Annotated in this window: 15 protein-coding genes and 1 tRNA gene; 8 read left to right on the plus strand and 8 right to left on the minus strand. The window is 74.0% G+C overall.

The window, feature by feature from the left end:
* Window positions 1-856: 856 nt before the first annotated feature.
* Both ACFZA0_RS12210 and ACFZA0_RS12215 read right to left on the minus strand, forming a co-directional pair.
* The gene (locus ACFZA0_RS12210) at window positions 857-3,433 is read right to left on the minus strand and encodes an FtsX-like permease family protein (protein WP_391014600.1); all 2,577 of its coding nucleotides are present in this window, start codon (window positions 3,431-3,433) and stop codon (window positions 857-859) included.
* On the minus strand, window positions 3,430-4,218 hold the full coding sequence (locus tag ACFZA0_RS12215; RefSeq protein WP_391014602.1) for an ATP-binding cassette domain-containing protein: 789 nt from the start codon (window positions 4,216-4,218) through the stop codon (window positions 3,430-3,432). The genes ACFZA0_RS12210 and ACFZA0_RS12215 overlap by 4 nt, the downstream gene beginning before the upstream one ends.
* Before the next feature lie 476 nt (window positions 4,219-4,694).
* Here ACFZA0_RS12215 and ACFZA0_RS12220 point away from each other — a divergent pair, with 476 nt between their 5' ends.
* Window positions 4,695-6,302 (plus strand): MFS transporter, encoded by a 1,608-nt coding sequence (locus ACFZA0_RS12220; protein ID WP_391014603.1) that lies wholly within the window; start codon window positions 4,695-4,697, stop codon window positions 6,300-6,302.
* On the opposite strand, the gene ACFZA0_RS12225 is transcribed toward ACFZA0_RS12220, so the two are convergent.
* Both ACFZA0_RS12225 and ACFZA0_RS12230 read right to left on the minus strand, forming a co-directional pair.
* Window positions 6,292-7,266, minus strand: coding sequence for a DUF2690 domain-containing protein (locus tag ACFZA0_RS12225; protein WP_391014605.1), 975 nt, complete (start codon window positions 7,264-7,266; stop codon window positions 6,292-6,294). The two genes, ACFZA0_RS12220 and ACFZA0_RS12225, sit on opposite strands and share 11 nt — an antisense overlap.
* Window positions 7,263-8,057 (minus strand): peptidoglycan-binding protein, encoded by a 795-nt coding sequence (locus ACFZA0_RS12230; RefSeq protein ID WP_391014607.1) that lies wholly within the window; start codon window positions 8,055-8,057, stop codon window positions 7,263-7,265. Before ACFZA0_RS12230 ends, ACFZA0_RS12225 begins: the two co-directional genes overlap by 4 nt.
* Before the next feature lie 264 nt (window positions 8,058-8,321).
* Here ACFZA0_RS12230 and ACFZA0_RS12235 point away from each other — a divergent pair, with 264 nt between their 5' ends.
* Complete coding sequence (locus ACFZA0_RS12235) at window positions 8,322-8,768, plus strand: peptidoglycan-binding protein (protein WP_391014609.1); 447 nt, start codon at window positions 8,322-8,324, stop codon at window positions 8,766-8,768.
* 128 nt (window positions 8,769-8,896) lie between these two features.
* Here ACFZA0_RS12235 and ACFZA0_RS12240 read toward each other — a convergent pair whose 3' ends face one another.
* The 3 genes from ACFZA0_RS12240 to ACFZA0_RS12250 all read right to left on the minus strand — a co-directional run bounded on the left by ACFZA0_RS12240 (window position 8,897) and on the right by ACFZA0_RS12250 (window position 13,547).
* Window positions 8,897-9,787, minus strand: coding sequence for a cellulose-binding protein (locus ACFZA0_RS12240; protein WP_391014611.1), 891 nt, complete (start codon window positions 9,785-9,787; stop codon window positions 8,897-8,899).
* 270 nt (window positions 9,788-10,057) lie between these two features.
* Window positions 10,058-12,520 (minus strand): SUKH-4 family immunity protein, encoded by a 2,463-nt coding sequence (locus ACFZA0_RS12245; protein WP_391014613.1) that lies wholly within the window; start codon window positions 12,518-12,520, stop codon window positions 10,058-10,060.
* Between the two features lie 7 nt (window positions 12,521-12,527).
* A complete protein-coding gene (locus ACFZA0_RS12250) occupies window positions 12,528-13,547 on the minus strand; it encodes an HNH endonuclease (RefSeq protein ID WP_391014615.1) in 1,020 nt (339 codons plus the stop codon).
* Window positions 13,548-13,833: 286 nt separating this feature from the next.
* Here ACFZA0_RS12250 and ACFZA0_RS12255 point away from each other — a divergent pair, with 286 nt between their 5' ends.
* Together ACFZA0_RS12255 and ACFZA0_RS12260 are read left to right on the plus strand one after the other, a co-directional pair.
* A complete protein-coding gene (locus tag ACFZA0_RS12255; RefSeq protein ID WP_391014617.1) occupies window positions 13,834-14,373 on the plus strand; it encodes a YwqJ-related putative deaminase in 540 nt (179 codons plus the stop codon).
* A gap of 64 nt (window positions 14,374-14,437) precedes the next feature.
* Entirely contained in the window at window positions 14,438-14,929 is a 492-nt protein-coding gene (locus ACFZA0_RS12260; RefSeq protein ID WP_391014619.1) for an SUKH-3 domain-containing protein, read from the plus strand.
* Between the two features lie 66 nt (window positions 14,930-14,995).
* On the opposite strand, the gene ACFZA0_RS12265 is transcribed toward ACFZA0_RS12260, so the two are convergent.
* Entirely contained in the window at window positions 14,996-16,348 is a 1,353-nt protein-coding gene (locus tag ACFZA0_RS12265) for a histidine kinase (RefSeq protein ID WP_391014621.1), read from the minus strand.
* Window positions 16,349-16,783: 435 nt separating this feature from the next.
* Between ACFZA0_RS12265 and ACFZA0_RS12270 the strand changes: the two genes are divergently transcribed.
* From ACFZA0_RS12270 to ACFZA0_RS12285, 4 genes are all read left to right on the plus strand, one after another.
* Window positions 16,784-16,854 (plus strand) — tRNA-Gln (locus ACFZA0_RS12270).
* Window positions 16,855-17,006: 152 nt separating this feature from the next.
* Complete coding sequence (gene glmU, locus ACFZA0_RS12275) at window positions 17,007-18,455, plus strand: bifunctional UDP-N-acetylglucosamine diphosphorylase/glucosamine-1-phosphate N-acetyltransferase GlmU (RefSeq protein ID WP_391014623.1); 1,449 nt, start codon at window positions 17,007-17,009, stop codon at window positions 18,453-18,455.
* A gap of 110 nt (window positions 18,456-18,565) precedes the next feature.
* Window positions 18,566-19,540: a ribose-phosphate diphosphokinase gene (locus ACFZA0_RS12280; RefSeq protein WP_391014625.1), complete on the plus strand. Its 975-nt coding sequence runs from the start codon at window positions 18,566-18,568 to the stop codon at window positions 19,538-19,540.
* Window positions 19,541-19,748: 208 nt separating this feature from the next.
* The gene (locus ACFZA0_RS12285; RefSeq protein ID WP_391014627.1) at window positions 19,749-20,342 is read left to right on the plus strand and encodes a 50S ribosomal protein L25/general stress protein Ctc; all 594 of its coding nucleotides are present in this window, start codon (window positions 19,749-19,751) and stop codon (window positions 20,340-20,342) included.
* Window positions 20,343-20,357: the final 15 nt, after the last annotated feature.

The raw sequence follows: 20,357 nt of genomic DNA on the forward strand, positions 1-20,357 counted from the left end.
GTGGGCAACACGCATGGCCCGACACGCGCTGCGGGCCGGGGGTACCTCCAGCGTACGACGCCGGGGCCCCGGCCGCCGGAGCCTGTGGACAACGCCGGGCCCACCCCACGGACGAGCGGCCCCCGCGCGCACCGGGGGCGGACGGCACCGACCCCCACACGACGCGTCCGGTACGACGCCTGCCCACAGGGCGTGGACACGACCGACCGCCGGCCGGACACGGACACGGACACGGCAGGGCGTACGGACGGCGAGCCGCCCCCAGCGCCACCACCGACAGCACCCGCCCGTCGCTGCTGGCCGGAACGGCACAGACGCGGAACCGGACGCGACAGCCGACGCCCACAGGACAGCGAGCACCCCGCGCCCCACCACCCCAAGACGAGCCGCCCCCAGCGCCACCACCGACAGCACCCGCCCGTCGCCACCAAACCCGAGCGGCACAGACCCGGAACCGGACACAACAGCCGACGCCCACAGGGCCGCAGGCGCCCCGCGCCCCACCACCCCAAGGCGAGCCGCCCCCAGCGCCACCGCCGACAGCACGCGGAACCGGACGCGACAGCCGACGCCCACAGGACAGCGAGCGCCCCACGCCCCACCACCCCAAGGCGAGCCGCCCCCAGCACCACCACCGACAGCACCCGCCCGTCGCCACCGAACCCGAGCGGCGCAGACCCGGAACCGGACGCGACAGCCGACGCCCACAGGGCCACAGCCTCCGCCTCCGCCGGGCGCAGCCAGGCAGGGCTGCCGCGCCCCCTGCCGGGCCGCACGCGCGAAACGGCGCCGGGTGCCGGCGGGACCCCCGTCCCCGCCGGCACCCGGCGCCGTGCTCGTGTCCCGGCCGTCGCCGCTACTCGGTGGCGATCGCTCCCAGGACGTTCATCCGGCCCGCCCGGAACGCCGGGACCAGGGCGGCGAACAGGCCCACGAAGGCCGACCCGACGAAGACGGAGATGATCGTCGGCCAGGGGATCTCCAGGACGTTCAGGCCCTCCAGCGCGAGCAGTTGCTGCGCGGTGGCGCCCCAGCCCATGCCGAGCCCGAGGCCCAGGAGCGCGCCGAACAGGGCGATGACGACCGACTCCAGGCGGATCATGCGCCGGAGCTGGCGGCGGGAGAGTCCGATGGCGCGCATCAGGCCGATCTCCCGGGTGCGCTCGACCACCGACAGCGCCAGGGTGTTCACGACGCCCAGCACCGCGACGATGATCGCGAGGGCCAGCAGGCCGTAGATCAGGTTGAGGAGCTGGCCGATCTGGTCCTTCAGCGCCTGCTTGTAGTCGGTCTGGTCGCGGACCGTGTACTGCGGGTAGTCGTGCAGGGCGGACTTCAGGGCCGTGTACGCGGCGTCCTGGCCGCCGTCCTTCGCCGAGGCGAAGACCAGGGCGTCGAGCGGCATGTTGGCGGCGGAGACGTACTTCGACGCGGTCGCGATCGAGGTGTACATCGCGCCCTTGTCGACGAGCCCCTCGTCACTGGTGATGGCGCGGACCGTCAGGGTGGCCGTGGAGCCGTCCTTGTAGTCCGCCCTCACCTTCGAGCCGACGGTGATGTGGTGCTTCTTCGCGTAGTCCTCGAAGACGGACATCGAGTCGGTCCGGTAGGCGTCCGTCAGCTTGCCGGCGACCGTCTCGACGCGCAGGTCCTCGGCGTACGTCGGGTCGGCGGCGGTCAGCTCCTCCTTCGCGGTGGTCCCGTCGGGCAGGGTCAGCGACGCGTCGAGGTCCCGGTACTCGGTGACCCGCTCCAGGCCCGGCGTCGCCTTCACGGCCCGGACCGCCTGCGGGGTCATCAGCTGCCCGCTGTCGGACTGGATGATGAAGTCGGTGCCGACGGTCTTGTCGAGCTGGTCGGTGGCCGAGGCCACCATCGACGAGCCGACCACCGACAGGCAGGCGACGAGCGCCAGGCCGATCATGAGGGCGGCGCCGGTGGCGCCGGTGCGGCGCGGGTTGCGCAGCGCGTTGCGCTCGGCGAGCCGGCCGACCGGGCCGAAGATCCGCAGTACGAGCGCTCCGAGGACCCGGACCACGACGGAGGCGAGCAGCGGGCCGACGACGATGAACCCGATCAGGGTCAGCACGATGCCGGGGCCGAGCCAGAGCGAACCCTCGGTCGCCTTGGTGGAACCGGCGGCCTGGAAGAGGAAGAACGTGCCGGCGGCCGTCAGGACGGTGCCGAGCACGGCCCGTATCCGTCCGGCGCGGGCGTCGGCGGGGGCGCCGGCGTCGCGCAGCGCGGCCATCGGCGAGATCTTGCCGGCCCGGCGGGCGGGCAGGTAGGCGGCGAGCACGGTGACGATGACGCCGAGCGCGACGCCGGCCACCGGTGTCGACCAGGCGACCGTGAGGTCGTCCGTCGAGAGGTGCATGCCCATGGAGCCCATGAGCTTCATCAGGCCGACCGCGATGCCGACTCCCGCACCGACACCGAGGACCGACCCGAACACGCCCAGCAGCAGCGCCTCGACGAGCACCGAGCGGTTGACCTGGCGGCGCGAGGAGCCGATGGCGCGCAGCAGTCCGATCTCACGGGTGCGCTGGGCGACCAGCATCGAGAAGGTGTTGATGATCAGGAAGATGCCGACGAGGAACGCGATCCCGGCGAAGCCGAGCATGGCGTACTTCATGACGTCCAGGAAGCTCTTGAGGTCGTCCTGGTTGGCGTCGGAGACCTCCTTGGCGGTCTGCACCTGGAAGCCGGTGCCGATCTTCGCCGCGACGTCCTTCTTCAGCACCGCGTCGGTGACACCGGCCGCCGCGTTGACGTTGATGTTGGTGTAGACGCCGGACCGGCCGACGAGGGTGCTCTGCGCGGTCGGGGTGTCCAGGTAGAAGATCGCGGCACCGGGGTTGGTGACCGTGAACTCCGCGATCCCGGAGATCTTCGCGGTGTGGGTGCCCACCGCGCTGATCACGCCGATCTCGTCGCCGAGCTTCAGGTGGTGCTTGTCCGCGGTGTCCTCGTCGACCATGATCTGGCCGGCTCCGTGCGGCGCCGCACCGGTGGTGATCTTCATGGTGCGCGAGTCGTTGGTGTTCCAGCTGCCGACGATGGTGGGCCCGCCGCTGGTCGGCGAGAGGCTGTCCTTGTCGGCGTCGACGACGGTCACCGAGGTGGAGAACACCGTCCCCTCGGCCGACTTGACGCCGTCCGCCTGCCGCACCCGGTTCAGCACGGAGGCGGCCATGACCGGCGGCTTGCCGTTGCCCGAGGTGGTCTCGCCGGTGCTGGAGGCGCCCTTGGGGCTGACGGTGACGTCGGCGGAGGTGGCGGCGAACAGCTTGTCGAACGTCGTGTTCATCGTGTCGGTGAACACGAGCGTGCCGCACACGAACGCCACCGACAGCAGCACCGCGACCGCGGACAGGGCCATGCGCCCCTTGTGGGCCAGGACGTTGCGCAGGGAGGTCTTCAGGACACTCATGACGTGCGCCCCCGGGCGTCGAAGTCCTTCATCCGGTCGAGCACCTGCTCGGCGGTCGGCTGGCGCATCTCGTCCACGATCCGGCCGTCCGCCAGGTAGAGCACGCGGTCCGCGTGGCCGGCGGCCACCGGGTCGTGGGTGACGATGACGATGGTCTGGCCGAGCTCGTCCACGGAACGGCGCAGGAAGCCCAGCACCTCGGCGCCGGCCCGCGAGTCCAGGTTGCCGGTCGGCTCGTCGCCGAAGATGATCTCGGGCCGGGCCGCCAACGCCCGTGCCACGGCGACGCGTTGCTGCTGGCCGCCGGACAGTTCGGTGGGCCGGTGCCTGAGCCGGTCCGCGAGACCGACGGTGCGCACCACCTGGTCCAGCCAGGCGCGGTCGGGCTTGCGGCCCGCGATGTCCATGGGGAGCGTGATGTTCTCCAGGGCGTTCAGGGTGGGCAGCAGGTTGAACGCCTGGAAGATGAAGCCGATCCGGTCGCGCCGCAGCCGGGTCAGCTTCTTGTCCTTGAGACCGGTGATCTCGGTCTCGTCGAGGAAGATGCGCCCCTCGGTGACGGTGTCGAGGCCGGCCAGGCAGTGCATCAGGGTCGACTTGCCGGAGCCGGAGGGGCCCATGATCGCGGTGAAGCGGCCCCGTTCGATGTCCACGTCCACGTGGTCGAGCGCGACGACCCGGGTCTCTCCCGATCCGTACGCCTTCACGACCTGCCGCGCCCGAGCGGCAACGGCCGTACGTCCCTCGGTTCCCCCGTGCCGGGGAATGGTCACAGCCGATGTCACGGTATGTCTCCTATGCAGGTGATGAAGGTGCTCTGGGTACGGACCGAGCGGTGGACCCCCGTGGGGTCCGGTGGTGGTCCGGGGCGGGCCCGGCTCTGCGGTACAGCAATGAGTCTGGCGATCGCGGGAGGCCGGCGCGCTGGTGCGCGGCACCGTCTTTCCCCGGGGGAAAACCCCACCACCGGAGGTTCGGCGAGCCGCACCCCCCAGGCGTAAAGCCAGGTTAAGGACGGCCTGCGCCGCGCTCCTCCTCCGCCGGGACGAACCCTCCCCGAGCCGTCGGCGGGAGATACCCCTAGGGGTGTCGACCCCGGGGTGGACACCGTCTCGGGGTCGGCTCCACCCGACGGTGCAGTGGTCCGTCCACCCCGGCGGCGCACCGGCGGCGGCCTCCGGCCCGTGGACGCCCCCTGGGCTGCGGGGCAGCCGAATGCGAAGCTGATACGGGGGAGTTGGATGTAGGTGGAAGGAGATCCGTGGGCGACCCGGTGGGGAGCGCGGCCGGGCAACCGGCCGGCGAGGACGGCGGGAGCCGGAAGGGCACGGGCCGGCGGGGCACCCCCGGAGCGGCCCCCGGCGCGGACGGGTCCGGCGGACCGGGCGGCGGCGCCGGGGCGGGCGGCGCGCGTGCCGCGCACGGGCGGCGCGGGCCGGTGGTCGCGGCGCTGATGCTCTCGATGGCGCTGCCCGCCCTCGACTCGACCGCCGTGTCGACGGCGGTGCCGCAAGTGGTCGCGGACCTCGGCGGGTTCTCCGTCTTCTCCTGGCTGTTCTCCGGCTATCTGCTGGCGGTCACGGTCACGCTGCCGGTCTACGGCAAGCTCTCCGACACCGTCGGCCGCAAGCCGGTGCTGATCGCGGGGGCCGTGCTGTTCCTGGCCGGGTCGCTGCTGTGCGCGCTGGCCTGGAACATGGGGTCGCTGATCGCCTTCCGGGTCGTGCAGGGGCTCGGCGGCGGCGCGCTCCAGGGGACGGTGCAGACCGTCGCCGCGGACCTGTACCCGCTGAGGGAACGACCCAGGATCCAGGCGAAGTTGTCGACGGTGTGGGCGACGTCGTCGGTGGCGGGACCGGCCCTGGGCGGCCTGCTCGCGACGTACGCGGACTGGCGCTGGATCTTCCTCGTCAACCTGCCCGTCGGCGCGGTGGCGTTGTGGCTCATCGGCCGCCATCTGCACGAGCCCGTACGGGAGTCGGGGGCGAGGCTGGGGCGCGTCGACTGGCCGGGCGCGCTCGCCGTGTTCGCGTGCGGCGGTGTCCTGCTGACGGCCCTGGTGCAGGGCGGGGTCGCCTGGCCCTGGCTGTCGGGCCCCTCGGCCGCCCTGTTCGGCACGGGCCTCGCCCTGGCCGCGCTCGTGGTGGTGGTCGAACGGCGGGCCGCGGAACCGATCGTCCCGGGCTGGGTGTGGCGGCGGCGCACGATCGCCGCCGTCAACCTGTCCCTCGGCGCGCTCGGGCTGCTCATGGTGGCGCCGACGGTCTTCCTGCCCACGTACGCGCAGTCGGTGCTCGGGCTGAGCCCGGTCGCCGCCGGGTTCGTGCTGTCCGTCTGGACGCTGAGCTGGCCGGTGTCGGCGGCCCTGAGCCAGCACCTGTACCGGCGGATCGGCTTCCGCGACACGGCACTTGTCGGCATCGGCACCGCCGCGCTGATCCTGCTCGCGTTCCCGTTCCTGCCCTACCCGGGAGCCGCCTGGCAGCCGATGCTGCTGATGCTGCTGCTCGGCGCGGCCCTCGGGATCTTCCAGCTCCCGCTGATCGTGGGCGTCCAGTCGACGGTGGGCTGGGCCGAGCGCGGCACGGCGACCGCGTCGGTGCTGTTCTGCCGCCAGACCGGGCAGACGGTCGGCGCCGCGGTGTTCGGCGCGATCGCCAACGGGGTGCTCGCCGCGCGGCTGGGCGGCGCGGGCGACCTGGACTCCGTCACCCGGTCGCTGAACGCGGGGGTGACGTCCGCGGCGACCAGGAGGGCGGTCGCGGACGCCGTGCACGCGGTCTACCTGGGTGCGGCCGTCGCGGCGGCGGTGGCCTTCGTGACGCTGCTGCTCCTGGCTCCGCGCCGCTTCGCCGTGCTCAAGGAGTAGCAGGCGTACGGGAGTTGGCAGGCGCGGGAGGAGACGCGGACGTGGCGGGGCCGGACGGGTCGTGGTCCGCGGTGGCCCGGAAGCACTCCCGGGCGCCGTCCGCCGCGGGCCGGAAACAGGCGCGGACGACCGTGCCGGGGTGGGTCACGCTCATGACCGTGTGGACGTAGGTGTCCGCCTGGGCCTGGTCCCCGACGCGGGCGGAGTGCCCCGGCCCGCCCTCTCCGGCCGCCGTCACCTCGACCCGGTCCCCGATCCGCGCCCCCCACATCCGTGCCCAACTGGTGCCGCACACCGCGCTGTAGCGCAACTGGACGGTGGCGCCGGTGGCGGTGCGGTGCTCGGCGAGGGTGTCCGGCTCGGCGGCGCACCCGGTGGTCACCGGGTCCTCGCCCTCGCAGGCCGCCGCACGGCAGAGCGGTCCGGCGGCCCGGGGGACGGCTGCGGACACCGACGGCGGCGCGGTGCCGTCGCGGTGCGCGAGGAGCAGCAGCACCGGCACCAGGACGGCGACCAGGACGGCGCACCCGGCGACGAGGACGGCGGGGCCCAACACGCCCCGGTGGCGCGGCCGTCGGGCCGCCGGGGACACGCCGCCCGGCGTCGCGCCCTCCCCGCCGGCCGGTACCGCGGCGGGCGCGGGCTCCGGTACGGGCGGGGCCGCCACCGGGTCCGCGGCCGGGCCGGGACGCGGCGCCGCCTCCTTCGCGCGCCCGCCCCACTCCGCCTCCGCCATCTCCCACAGCGCCAGGCACCTGCCGTCCGGTTCCCCCGCGAGGCGGCACAGCGCCTGGACGGCCGCGCGCGGCGGGAGGGTCCTGCCGTTGAGATAGCGCTCCCACGACGACTTGCTGAACGCGGTCGCCGCCGCGAGGCCGGCCAGGCTCAGGCCGGTGCGCTGCCTCAACTCCCGCAGGACGGCGACGAGTCGGACGCCCTCGCGGGACAACTCGGGCCGGGTCACCCCCGCAGCGCCTTCCAGGTGTGCGGTCCGACCATGCCGTCGACGTCGAGCCCGGACCGCTTCTGGAAGGCCTTGACCGCGCGTTGCGTGAGCGGCCCGAACATCCCGTCGATGCCGCCCGGGGAGATGCCCGCCCGGCGTAACAGGCACTGCGCCTCGGCGACTTCGGGCCCGGCGTCGCCGTAGCCCAGTTCCGCGTCCCGGGTGCGGCTGATGCCCGCGTACCAGAGGCCCCCGGTGCGCTCGGTCCGGCAGGTGTACGCGGGCGGCGCCGAGGAGGAGGCGGAACCGGGCGCGGCGACGGGGGTGACGGCCACCTCGCCGCGCGTGTCGAGCCGCAGGGCGACGAACACCGCCGAGGAGACGGCGACGACCAGGGCCGCCACCCCCGACACGACGGCGAGGCGCAGCAGCCGCCGGTGGGCCGGGGAGTCCAGGGCGTCCGGGGGCGGCACGGCCGGGGGCACCGCCGCGGGCAGGACGTCCGGCACGGCGGCGGGCCCGGCCGGCACGGCGTCCGCGGAGGGCTGTCCGCCGCCGGCCGCGACCTCGCGCAGGGCGAGCAGCCGCACCGCGTCGACGCCGCCGATCCGGGCCAGCGCCTCGACGGCCTCGACGGGCGGCAGCGACCTGCCGCCCAGGTACCGCTCCCAGGACTTCGCGCTGTACCCGGTCTTCGCCGCGAGCTGACGCGTGCTCAGTCCGCTGCGGTCCTTGAGGCGGCGCAGATGAACGATCAACTGCCGTGCACGCGGGTCGAGTTCGGCGGAAAGCGGCTTCCAGCGCGGCATGTTCCCCCCAGCGATGCGGTCACGACCGTGATCAGCGGCCCCCCGCTCGCGTCGCATTCTGCATGAGCACGCGACCCTCTGCCACACCGTCCCGCGACGCCGTCCGAGGCCCGGATGTCCCCGCAGGTCAGGGGGCGGCCCGTCCCGCGAAGTCGTCACTTGCGCCCCAGCCGTGGCCGCCCCGGGCCGTCCCCGGCACGTTGGGTGCCACGACCTGCTCGCCGGGCAGGCCGGGTGCCGGAACACGAACCGAAAGAGGAACGCATGCGACCGAACGCCATGGGCAGGACCATCGCCGGCCTCGCCGCCGTCGTCGGCCTCGCCGCCGGAAGCCTCGCGACCGCGGGCACCAGCTTCGCGGCCCCCGCCGAGGCTCCGCGGACGGCGACGAACGTACAGGCCGCCGCCGCGGCCACCTACTGGAACTTCGGCCTCACCGCGGCCGAGGCGAAGAACGTCCAGACCTGGCTGGCCGAGTACTGGTCCTACACCGACGGCGCCGACGGCCAGCTCGGCCCCGACAGCTGGAAGGCCTTCCAGCGCTGCCTGAAGACGTACTGGGGCTACACCGGCGCCATCGACGGCGACCCCGGCACCAACACCATCAAGGCGCTCCAGCGTCTGCTCGCCGCCGACTACGGCTACACCGGCGCCATCGACGGCGTCGCCGGCTCGGGCACGCAGGCCGCGTTCAAGCGCTTCGCCGCCTGACCGGACAACAGAACCACCGCGGTCCGTCCTCCCCGGGGAGAGGACGGGCCGCGGTGCCGCGTGCGGGCACCGGGAAGGTCAACTCCCCTGCTGCGACGGGACGTCGACCCCTCCGCGCCGCGTCGCCCTCATTCCGCCACGGCGCGTCCGGTGAGTGCGGACAGGCTGTCGCGGACGGTGTCCATCTGGGCGCGGACGTCGTCCCACGTCGCGCCGTGCTCGCGCAGCACCCGTTCGGTCTCGCGGGCGACGAGGTCCTCGCGGGCCCGTGCCTCCGCGATCAGCTCGACGGCCTTCGCGTCGGCCATCTCGTCGAGGCGGCGCACCGAGTTCGCGGCGGCGGCGAGGTCCCGCTTGGCCTGTGCCAGGGCGGCCTCGGCACGGGCGGCCGACTCGGACTGCCAGGCACTGAAGGCGGCCGCGCGCGCCTTCTCCTCGCGCTCGGCCTCCTCCCAGCGGCGGGCCTGTTCCGCCATCAGTTCGTCGGGCACCGCGGCCGTGCGCCGGCGCATCTCGCGCAGCGCCTCCAGTGCCTCGGTCCGCTCGGCCTTCACCTCGCGGCGGGCGGAGACCCGGATCGCGTCCGCCTCCTCGCGGGCGGCGACCAGCCGCTGCCGCGCGGACTCCTCGGCCTCCGCGCGCAGGGCGTCGGCGTGCGCCCGGGCGGCCTCCCGCGCCGCGGCGGCCCGCTCCCGCACCCCCTCCACGAGACGCTGCGCGGCCTCGCGCGCGCCGTCGGTCAGGGCGCGGGCCTCCTCCTGCGCGAGCCGGAAGACCTGCTGGGCGCGCTCGCCGAGCGTCTCGTAGGTCTGCGGGGCGAGGCGGGCCGCCCGGTGGCGCAGGTGCTGCGCCTGGTCCTCCATGTTCTTCGTGAGGACCGTCAGCCGCGCGGCCCGCTCCCACGCGGTGTCCCGCTGCCGCGAGAGGGACACCGCGTGGGCGTCGACCTGTTCGGGACGGTAGCCGCGGCCGCGTACGGCCGCGAAGCCGTGCGGCGGCGGTGACGCACTGCTGCTCATCCTTGATCTCCTCTCCGCCGGACCCACGCGCCATGACGCAACGAACGGAAGAACCCGAATGACGATCAAATGATGCGAAAGGCGACGAACCGTGATGAATGATTGTGCGCACATCTTGCTGGACCGGACAGAAGTGTTCATAACGCGACACTCCGCACACAGGTCACGCATCTCGGACGAACGGGACCGGAACGGGACACGCGGAAGGGGCTGTCCCCCGTCGTGACGACGACGGGGGACAGCCCCTTCCGCGGACGATTCAGACCCGGATCAGAGCAATCCGTCCCACATCTGTTCGAGCAGCACCGACCACCAGGTCTCCGGCGAACCGAGCGCGGGCGGGTCGAGCGAGGCGAGCTGCGCCTGGAAGTCGACCGTCCAGCGGCCCGCCTGCTCCTGGTTCAGCCCGAACCGCAGCCGCCACATCCGGCCGAGCAGCGCCAGGCAGCGCGCGAACTCGGGCAGCCCGGAGTTGACGAACTGCGGCGGTACGGACGTGCCGCCCGGCCCCGCCTCCACCGGCACCGCGACGATGTTCGCCGTGCCGTACTGCACGCAGAGCGCCTTGCCGAAGTCACTGCCCATCACCAGGTACGAGCCCGCGTCCGGGGACGGCTGCACGCCGCGCTCCTGGGCGAGTTCGGCGAGCGTGGGCACGGGCCGGCCGGGCTGGGCCTGCGCCCAGAAGAACGGACCCATGTCCAGCGGCAGTCCGGCGGCCACCAGGGTGTGCGCCACGATCGGGGGCACCCCCTGCCGGGACACCGCGGCCTGCTCGAACCGGAAGACGCCGGGCCCGAAGGCCGCCGCCAGTTCCTGCGCGACACCCTCCGGCGGGAGCGGCGGCGCCGGCGGCACGTGCGGCAGCGGCGCGCGCACCGGGACGAGCCGGGCCGGACCGTCCGCGACCTGGTGCAACTCGCCCTGGTGCGCCAGGAGTTGCTGCATGCCCTGCTGACGGCTCGCGTGGTCCGTGCCGTACGGGGCGATGCTCGCCAGCCGCGCCTGCGGCCACTGCTCGCGGATCATCCGCGCGCAGTAGGCACCGGGCAGTTCGCAGGACTCCAGCTCCGTGTGGAGTTCGAGGACCTGGTCCGGCGGGACGTTCATGGCGCGCAGCTCGTGGAAGATCTGCCACTCCGGGTGCGGCGTGCCCGGCGCGGAACGCCGGATCAGCTGCTGCTCGGAACCGTCCTGCGCGCGGTAGCGCAGGACGGCCTGGTAGCCGGGTCCCACGGTCGGCACACCGGCCTGCTGCGGATAGCCGTACGCGGGTGCCTGCGCGCCGGGCGGCGGCGGGACGGCACCGGGCGGCAGGTTCTGCGGCAGGCCCCGGGGCACGCCGGGCGGCGGCGGGGGCGCGCCGGGGCCGCCCGGCACGGGCGGGGCGAACACCGTCTCCGCGTGGTGCACGGCACCCGGCACCGACTGCGCACCGGGCACACCGGGGGCGCCGGGAGCACCCGGGGCGCCCGGCGGCGGGAAGCCGCCCGCCTGCGGGCCGGGGTCGGCGAACATCGTCGCCGCGTGGTGCACCCCGCCGCCCGGAGGCGTACCGGCACCGCCGGGAGGAGCGGGCGGACCGGGGGGCGCGGGCGGACCGGGGGGCGCGGGCGGACCGGGCGGGTTCGGCGCGCCGGGTCCCTCGGGACCGAGCGACGAGACCAGCTGGGTCGGCTGGTACCCCCCGGCGGGCGCGCCGGGCGGCGGCACCGGCGGGCCCGGTTCGGCGGGCGCGGACGGCCGGGCGCCCGGGACGCCGGGGGCGCCGGGCGGCGGCGGGGTGGTCGAGACGCCGCCCCGCCTGGCGCGCGGCGGGGGTGCCGCCTTGCTCGTGGCGGCGTCGGCGATGTCCCCGGCGTTCGGCGCGAGGTGCCGCGCGGGAGCGGCCGGAGGCGGCGGCGTCCCCTGCGGGGCGCCCTGCGGATACCCGTACGGCGCTCCGGGCCCCGGCGGGGGCGGGGGCGTCTGTCCCGGGAGCGGAACGGGGGGCGGCGGCGACTGCGGCGGCGACTGCGGCTGCGGCTGCGCGAAGGCCGGGTCGCCGACCGCGGGTGCCAGTGCGGTGGGCGGCAGTTGGCTGCCGCCGGCGATCAGCGCCGTACGGTCGTCGGCACCGGCGGGCGGCGGTGTGCGGTCCGGGCGGACGTCCACCGGCTGGGCCGCGAACACGGTCTGCGGCAGGGGCACCGAACGGTCCTCGCCGGAATCGGCGTTGGTGTCCGTCCCGGCCCACGGGGTCGCCCCCGGCGGCACACCGGGAACGTCGGGCGCGGCCGCGGGGGCCGGCACCGCCGCCGGGGCGGCGCCCGGACCCGTACCCGCCCCGGGGGAGGCGGAGCTGCCCGCCCGCCGGTCCGGGATCCCCAGCCGGTCCGCCGCCTCCTGGAGCCACTCGGGCGGGCTCAGCAGGAACGACGTCTGGTTCAGGTCCACCCGGGCCGGCGGCGCGGGAGGCGCGTCCTCGATCTCCCTACGGCCGTACTCCTCCTCGTAGCGCCGGATCACCTCGCCCACCGGCAGGCCCGGCCACAGCGAGGCCTCGCCGCTGTCGCGGGCCAGCACCAGGCGCTGGGCGCCCCCGTCGGAGCGCGGACCGTCCGCGCGGTCCTCCGCCCACACCACGAACCCGAGGTCGAACTCCCGTACCCGCACCTCGCGGTGCTGGTACGCGGGCAGGTCCCCGTTGATCCACTCCTCGGCGCGCTCCTGCGCCTGCGCGTACGTCACCATCGCGTCGTCACTCCCCCACCGTCGACAGCGGCACGGCGCGCGCGAAGCCGCCGTCCACCATCAGGTTCGCCACGGTCTCCAGCTCGGGCGGACTGCCCGCGAGCCGGGACAGGAACTGGTCGAAGTCGTCGCCGCACGGCAGCAGCAGCCGCTCGACGCGCTCGGCCGGCGGCATCGCCGGGTCGGTGTCGCGCACGTCGTCGTACAGGCAGAACCAGACCGAGCCGAGCCGTTCGCCGCGCACCTTCACGGCGAGCATGCCGCCCTGCACGAACGACACGCACAGGTAGTCCTTCGTGAGGTGGTCGCGCAGGCACTTGTTGACGTACACCAGGTCGTTGACGGCGGCCTCGTCGCGCACCGTGAAGAACGGCTGGTCGATCAGCATCCCCAGCTCGGCGTCGAGCGCCGTGCCCACCGGGGCGCAGCCGCCGGCCGCCTTGAGGAACGACCGGTACGCGCCCGGGAGGCGGTAGCCGAGGTCCTCCTCCACGCCCTGCACCTGGGCCTCGGTCACCGCGACCGACGCCTTCGGCAGCGCGAAGTGCGCGGGACGGGTCTCCTGGAGCGGGCGGGTGCCGCGCTTGGCGTGGTCGACGCGGGCCGTCGCGATGCCGCCGTGGTGGCGCAGCAGCGCCTTCACCTCGACGGGCACGAGTTCGAGACGGCGGCCGCCGGCCACGTGGTGCCAGGTCCAGCCGTGCGGGGTGGCGACCGAGGGCACCGTGTCCCACAGTTCGTGGCCCGACGCGGACAGCGCGGCGTTCGCCGACACGTAGTCCGTCAGGCGCAGTTCGTCGACGCCGAAGCCCTCCGGGGGCTCGGCGATCTCCACCGCCGCGCGCGCGTAGGGCGAGAAGTCCGGGTAGCCGTGCTCGTCGACACGTACTCCCCTGGGGTGTCGCCCGGCCCGTACGGGATCGGGGAAGTGCACGTTCTGTCCGGCGTACGCCGCGTTCGGCGGCGCGGTCCGGTCACCGGCCTGGCCGCCGGGAGGAGCCCCCAGCCCGAGCCGACCTGTCGTCATGGCGGTTGCCCCCTGCGGCACTCTGTACGAATCCGTGACGGCACCATCGGCCCGCCCCGGCCCGTATCGACTGACTCCAACGCGTTGACCGCACGCACGGCCGTGCGGGACAGCCTATGCGGTACGACGGCACCGGTCACCGGCCCTCCGTTCGAGTGACCGCCCGTCACAGCGCCGTGACAGCGTGCCCGGAACGGACGTCCCACGCGCCCCCAGCTACCGCACCAGCCACGCGGTTTGGCAGTCTGGTTCCTCCCAGGGGGACGCACGGGAGGGGAGAACGACCATGACCGGGACGCAGACAGAGCCCCCGACATCGCCGCGAAAGGGGACGTCGGGAGACCCCAGGATCGGCTGGAGCACCACGGAAACCCCGCATGCTCCCGTACTTCTCCACCGCCGTGACGGCATCCTTCCCACGGTCGCCGCGGCGCTGTCCGTGCACGGCGCGACGCTCACCGGGACCGCCGCGCGCGGTGACCAGCCGCCCGCGCTCCACCCGTTGGTGCAGGACTTCCTCGACACCCTCACCAGCGCGCAGCGCGACCGGTTCACCGGCCGGTGCGCGGAGGCCGTCCTCGTCTCCCGGCACCTGACCGCCGCCGACACCGCCCGCAGCAAGCGCGCCGCGCGCAAGCCGATGACCAACGGCGAGGCCCGCAAGGCGCTCAAGCACGGCAAGCTGACGACCCGGCGCATCCGGGAGGACGGCGACCCGCTGCACGGCACGTTCGCCGCCCCGTGCCGCGCCTGCGCCGCGCTCTGCGCGCACTTCGGCGTCCGTGTCGTCGACCCGACGCCCGAGGACGGCTCCCCCGGTTCCTGAACGCCCGACGCCCCCGATCCGTATCTCACCGTCGAGACCGCGGACCCCGACGAACCAAGGACAGATGCACCCCGAGCGCACCACCACCCGCTTCCCCGCACCCGTCGACGCCGCGCTGCGCGCCGCCGGCTGGCAGCCCGGACGCTGGGACATAAAGCAGGCCGAGATCTGGGCGGACACGCTGCGCGAGCACACCTCGCCCGCGGGCCACCGGCACGCCGTGTTCCCCGCCGCCGTCGAGGCGTGGGCGGAGTTCGGCGGCCTGCGCCTGGGCCCGGCGGGCACGGGCCGTCAGGTCGCGCCCGCACGGCTGCACCTCGACCCGCTGCACGGCCTGCACCTGGCGCGCACGCTGGGCGACCTCGGCCGCGCGCTCGGCACGGAACTCAGCCCGCTGGGCGAGGAGACGGACTCCCGGGCCCTGCTGGCCATCGACACCGAGGGCCGCGTCTACACGCTGGACCACACCGGCGACTGGTACGTGGGCCCGGAGATCGACACGTCCCTGGCCGCCCTGGTCGCGGGCACCGAACCGTCCCGCCTGACGACGGCCTGACGGCACGCGCCCCCCCGCGCCGGGCCGGGCCGGCGGCCCGGTGACTCAGCCCGCCCCGGCGGAGCGCTACGCCGCCGGGATCACCGCCGACACCCGGAAGCCCCCGGCGTCCGTCGGGCCCGACACGAAGACGCCGCCCAGCGCGAGGACCCGCTCCCGCATGCCGAGCAGGCCGTTGCCGCCCGAGGGGAGGCGGGCCGCCGTCACCGAGGCGGGTTCCGGGGGCGGTTCGTTCTCCACCTGCATCGCGATCTCCGCGCCCCGGTGCGCGAGCCGTACGTGCGTCTTGGCGCCCGCCGCGTGCTTGTGGACGTTGGTCAGCGCCTCCTGGACCACGCGGTACGCGGTCTGCTCGATCCGCGCCGCGTACCCGCGCAGCTCGCCCTCCACGGAGAGGTCCACGACCATGCCCGCTGCGGCCGACTGCCCGACCAGTTCGTCCAGTTCCGACAGGCACGGCCCGCCGTCGCCGCCGGCCGGCGCGGGCGCGTCCGGGTCGGCGCGGTACGCCGCCGCGGCGGCCGCGGCGCCCACCGCCGCGAGCGGCACCTGGGAGCGGTCGCGGGCCGGCGGGACCCTGGTCGCGCCGCCGCCGTCGTCGCCGCTGCGCCGCAGCACGCCCAGCATCTCCCGCAGTTCGGTGAGCGCCTGGCGTCCCATGTCGCCGACGAGCGCCGCGTTGCGCACGGCCTTCTCCGGGTCCTTGCGGGCCACCGCCTGGAGGGCCGCCGAGTGCACCACCATCAGGCTGACGCGGTGCGCGACCACGTCGTGCATCTCCCGGGCGATCCGGGTGCGTTCCTCGTTGCGCGCCCACTCGGCGCGCTCCTCGGCGCGCTCGGCGAGCAGTTGCAGTTCGCGTTCCAGGCTGTCGGCGCGCTCGCGCAGACTCTCCATCAGCCGGCGCCGCGCCCCGAAGTACATGCCGAGCAGCACCGGCGGCGCGGTGAGCCCGAGCGAGGTGGCGAGCGCCGCGAACGGCACGAACCAGTCGCCCAGCGTCAGATCGCCGCTCGCCATCTCCTGGCGCACCCGTACGAACGTCACGATCAGCGTCCCCACCAGGGACATGCCGGCCAGCACGCCGATGATGCGGCGCGGCAGTTCGGCCGCCGCCAGCGTGTAGAGGCCGACGGCCCCCATCAGGAAGCCCATCTCGGCCGGTGTGACGGCGATGGCGACCAGCACCACCGCGATCGGCCACTTGCGCCGGATCAGCAGCACGGACCCGGCCAGTACCCCGAAGACGACACCCGCCGCCAGCGGCAGGCCCGCGTCCCGCGCGAACGGGACGCCCTCCGCGCCGCACTCCGCGGCCGACACCAGCGCGAGGCCGGCGTCGAACACGGCGCTTCGCCACCGGTCCCACCACCACGGCCCGGCGTGGGCCGCCGTGTGCTCTTCCCCCGTCGTGGTCATGCGTCCAGCGTACGGGCGGGGGCGCACGGATTTCCGGGCAGTTTCGCCGACCGGTCCACACCACTCCCGGGGGACCGCGCGCGGGGGAGGCTCCCTCTGCGTTCCCGGCGGACGCCGCGCACCGGGCCGCGACGCCCGCCGTCCGTCCCGGGCACCGGCGGAGGCATCGGTTCCGCGGCGCGCGCGGGGCACTTTCCGGCCACCGCGCGCGAGGCGTCGCGAGGACCCCGGCGACCGGGCACCGGGCCCCGCGGGCCGCACCGCCGCCGCGCCCCAACTGCCGTGCGCGGGGCGGCGACCCGGGCCGGCGGCGACGGCCGGGGCGGTGCTCCGGCGACCGTCCGGGGAGGTTCCGTCGCACGCGGGGGGCGCGGTACGGCATAGTAGGGGCTGCACTCGTCGGGGTCCCCTACAAGGGACACTTCGGGCAGGCCCTCCCGGGTCGTCTAATGGCAGGACAAAGAGTTTTGGTCTCTTGAATGAGGGTTCGATTCCTTCCCCGGGAGCTTCCGGAAGGCGCATGTCGCCTCTATCACGTACACACCGCATTCGGGCCCCGACAGCTCCGTCGGGGCCCGCTCCCATGTCGTCTCCGAAACGCCCCGGTATCCTGCGGATGTCCGTCCCCACCCGTCGTCCACAGCCGAAGGACATCTCCGTGAGCGCCATTCGCCCGGCAGCCGTCGTCGTACTCGCAGCGGGTGAGGGCACCCGTATGAAGTCGGCCACACCGAAGGTCCTGCACCAGCTCTGCGGCCGGACCCTGGTGGGTCATGTGCTCGCCGCGGCGGGCGAGTTGGCGCCGGAGAACCTCGTCGTGGTCGTCGGGCACGCCCGCGAGCAGGTGACCGCGCACCTCGCCGAGCACCCGGGCGGCGTGCGCACGGCCGTGCAGGAGCAGCAGAACGGCACCGGGCACGCCGTGCGCCGCGCCCTGGAGGAGCTGGGCGGTGTCGTGGACGGCACCGTGGTCGTGGTGTGCGGGGACACCCCGCTGCTGACCGGCGCGACGCTGGACCGGCTGGCCCGCTCGCACGCCGAGGACGGCAACGCGGTGACCGTGCTGACGGCGGAGGTCCCGGACGCGACGGGCTACGGACGGATCGTGCGCGACGGCGCCTCCGGCGCGGTGACGGCGATCGTGGAGCACAAGGACGCCTCGGACGCGCAGCGTTCGATCCGGGAGATCAACTCCGGCGTCTTCGCGTTCGACGGCCCGCTGCTCGCGGACGCGCTCGGCAAGGTCCGCACCGACAACAGCCAGGGCGAGGAGTACCTCACCGACGTCCTCGGCATCCTGCGCGAGGCCGGGCACCGCGTCGGCGCGTGCGTGGCGGGCGACCACCGCGAGATCGCCGGCATCAACAACCGCGTGCAGCTCGCCGAGGCGCGCCGCATCCTCAACGACCGGCTGCTCACCGCCGCGATGCTGTCCGGCGTGACGGTCGTCGACCCGGCCACGACCTGGCTGGACGTCACGGTGACGTTCGGCCAGGACGTCGTGGTCCACCCCGGCACCCAGCTCCAGGGCACCACGCACCTGGGCGAGGGCGCGGAGGTCGGCCCCAACTCCCGCCTGAAGGACACCGCGGTGGGCGCGGGCGCCCGCCTCGACAACACCGTGTCCGACGGCGCCGAGGTCGGCCCGGAGGCCACGGTGGGCCCGTACGCGTACCTGCGTCCCGGGACCCGGCTCGGCGTCCGCTCGAAGATCGGCACGTACGTCGAGACGAAGAACGCGACGATCGGCGAGGGCACCAAGGTGCCGCACCTGTCGTACGTCGGGGACGCGACGATCGGCGACTTCACGAACATCGGCGCCGCGAGCGTGTTCGTCAACTACGACGGGCAGGACAAGCACCACACGACCGTGGGGTCGCACTGCAAGACCGGTTCGGACAACATGTTTGTGGCACCGGTCACCCTCGGGGACGGCGTCTACACCGCCGCCGGGTCCGTCATCACCAAGGACGTACCGGCCGGTTCGCTGGCCGTGGCCCGGGGCCAGCAAAGGAATATCGAGGGCTGGGTGGCCCGCAAGCGTCCGGGAAGCGCCGCGGCGAAGGCCGCCGAGGCGGTGTCCCGGGAGGCGTCGGACGAAAGCTGACCGGAAACAGGCACGTCGCGGACGGCGTACCGTGATAAACGCACAATCCGCACCACACAGCTGAGACGCGCTCTCTTGCCCAGCTGCGAGACCTCTGAGGAGAAAGTGCTGTGACCGGGATCAAGACGACCGACTCGAAGAAGTTGATGTTCTTCTCCGGCCGTGCCCACCCCGAGCTTGCCCAGGAGGTCGCCCACCAGCTGGGTGTCGGCGTCGTTCCGACGAAGGCCTTCGACTTCGCGAACGGCGAGATCTACGTCCGTTACGAGGAGTCGGCACGCGGCGCGGACTGCTTCCTGATCCAGAGCCACACGGCTCCGATCAACAAGTGGATCATGGAGCAGCTGATCATGATCGACGCGCTGAAGCGCGCGTCGGCCCGCTCCATCACCGTGATCGTGCCCTTCTACGGCTATGCCCGGCAGGACAAGAAGCACCGCGGCCGCGAGCCCATCTCGGCCCGCATGATCGCCGACCTGATGAAGACGGCGGGTGCCGACCGCATCCTCACCGTCGACCTGCACACCGACCAGATCCAGGGCTTCTTCGACGGACCGGTGGACCACCTGTTCGCGCTGCCCCTGCTGGCCGACTACGTGGGCCACAAGGTCGACCGCGACAAGCTGACGATCGTCTCCCCGGACGCCGGCCGCGTGCGCGTCGCCGACCGCTGGTGCGACCGTCTCGGCGCCCCGCTCGCGATCGTGCACAAGCGGCGCGACAAGGACGTGGCGAACCAGGTCACCGTCCACGAGGTCGTCGGCGAGGTCAAGGACCGGGTCTGCGTCCTGGTCGACGACATGATCGACACCGGCGGCACCATCTGCGCCGCGGCGGACGCGCTGTTCGCGCACGGCGCGGAGGACGTCATCGTGACGGCCACGCACGGCGTGCTCTCGGGTCCGGCGGCCGACCGCCTGAAGAACTCCAAGGTGAGCGAGTTCGTGTTCACGAACACGCTGCCCACCCCCGGCGAGCTGGAGCTCGACAAGATCACGGTCCTGTCGATCGCCCCGACCATCGCCAGCGCGGTGCGCGAGGTGTTCGAGGACGGCTCGGTCACGAGCCTCTTCGACGAGCACTAGCGGTACCCGCGAGGGCGCCCGCGAGCCGGGTTCCCTTGATCGATTTTCCTGCGGCCTCCCTGGCCGAGTACCCTGACCAGGTTGCTCGGCGAGGGAGGCCGTACCGCTTCAGTGAGGCGGACCAGGTTCTCCGTTATCGACGCGCTCTTCGTAGCAGGCCGTTCGTGGCCGGGTGACCACGTCCGTACCTGTAGCACGAGGAGTGAACATGTCCGAGATCAAGCTTGCCTCCGAGACCCGCAGCGAGTTCGGCAAGGGCGCCGCCCGCCGCATCCGCCGCGACCACAAGGTCCCCGCGGTCCTCTACGGGCACGGCACCGAGCCCGTCCACCTGGTGCTCCCGGGCCACGAGCTGCTGCTCGCCCTGCGCACCTCGAACGTCCTCATCGAGCTGGACGTCGAGGGCAAGTCCGCGCTGGCCATCCCGAAGGCCGTCCAGCGTGACGCCGTGCGCGGCACCCTGGAGCACGTCGACCTGCTCCTCGTGAAGCGCGGCGAGAAGGTCACCGTCGAGATCCCCGTCCTCGCCGAGGGCGAGCTGGCCCCGGGTGCCTTCATCCTGGAGCACGTGCTGTCGACCCTCACGGTCGAGGCCGAGGCCACGCACATCCCCGAGTCCGTCTCGGTCTCCATCCAGGGCCTGGAGGCCGGTGCGGCCATCCACGCCAAGGACATCGAGCTGCCCAAGGGCACCACGCTGGCCATCGACGAGGACGCCGTCGTGCTGCAGGTCCTGGCCGCGCAGGCCGAGGAGCCGGCCGCCGACGCGGACGAGGCCGCCGAGGGCACCGAAGAGGCCTGATCCCCCGGGATCACC

It is taken from the genome of Streptomyces sp. NPDC008150 (genome assembly GCF_042956945.1).
Classification (GTDB): Bacteria; Actinomycetota; Actinomycetes; order Streptomycetales; family Streptomycetaceae; genus Streptomyces.

What these genes read in the sequence shown, in the direction of transcription:
- ACFZA0_RS12210 (WP_391014600.1), bottom strand. Translation starts at nt 3,433, where the DNA reads ATGAGTGTCCTGAAGACCTCCCTGCGCAACGTCCTGGCCCACAAGGGG.
- ACFZA0_RS12230 (WP_391014607.1), bottom strand. Translation starts at nt 8,057, where the DNA reads ATGCCGCGCTGGAAGCCGCTTTCCGCCGAACTCGACCCGCGTGCACGG.
- ACFZA0_RS12235 (WP_391014609.1), top strand. Translation starts at nt 8,322, where the DNA reads ATGCGACCGAACGCCATGGGCAGGACCATCGCCGGCCTCGCCGCCGTC.
- ACFZA0_RS12240 (WP_391014611.1), bottom strand. Translation starts at nt 9,787, where the DNA reads ATGAGCAGCAGTGCGTCACCGCCGCCGCACGGCTTCGCGGCCGTACGC.
- ACFZA0_RS12245 (WP_391014613.1), bottom strand. Translation starts at nt 12,520, where the DNA reads ATGGTGACGTACGCGCAGGCGCAGGAGCGCGCCGAGGAGTGGATCAAC.
- ACFZA0_RS12250 (WP_391014615.1), bottom strand. Translation starts at nt 13,547, where the DNA reads ATGACGACAGGTCGGCTCGGGCTGGGGGCTCCTCCCGGCGGCCAGGCC.
- ACFZA0_RS12255 (WP_391014617.1), top strand. Translation starts at nt 13,834, where the DNA reads ATGACCGGGACGCAGACAGAGCCCCCGACATCGCCGCGAAAGGGGACG.
- ACFZA0_RS12260 (WP_391014619.1), top strand. Translation starts at nt 14,438, where the DNA reads ATGCACCCCGAGCGCACCACCACCCGCTTCCCCGCACCCGTCGACGCC.
- ACFZA0_RS12265 (WP_391014621.1), bottom strand. Translation starts at nt 16,348, where the DNA reads ATGACCACGACGGGGGAAGAGCACACGGCGGCCCACGCCGGGCCGTGG.
- ACFZA0_RS12285 (WP_391014627.1), top strand. Translation starts at nt 19,749, where the DNA reads ATGTCCGAGATCAAGCTTGCCTCCGAGACCCGCAGCGAGTTCGGCAAG.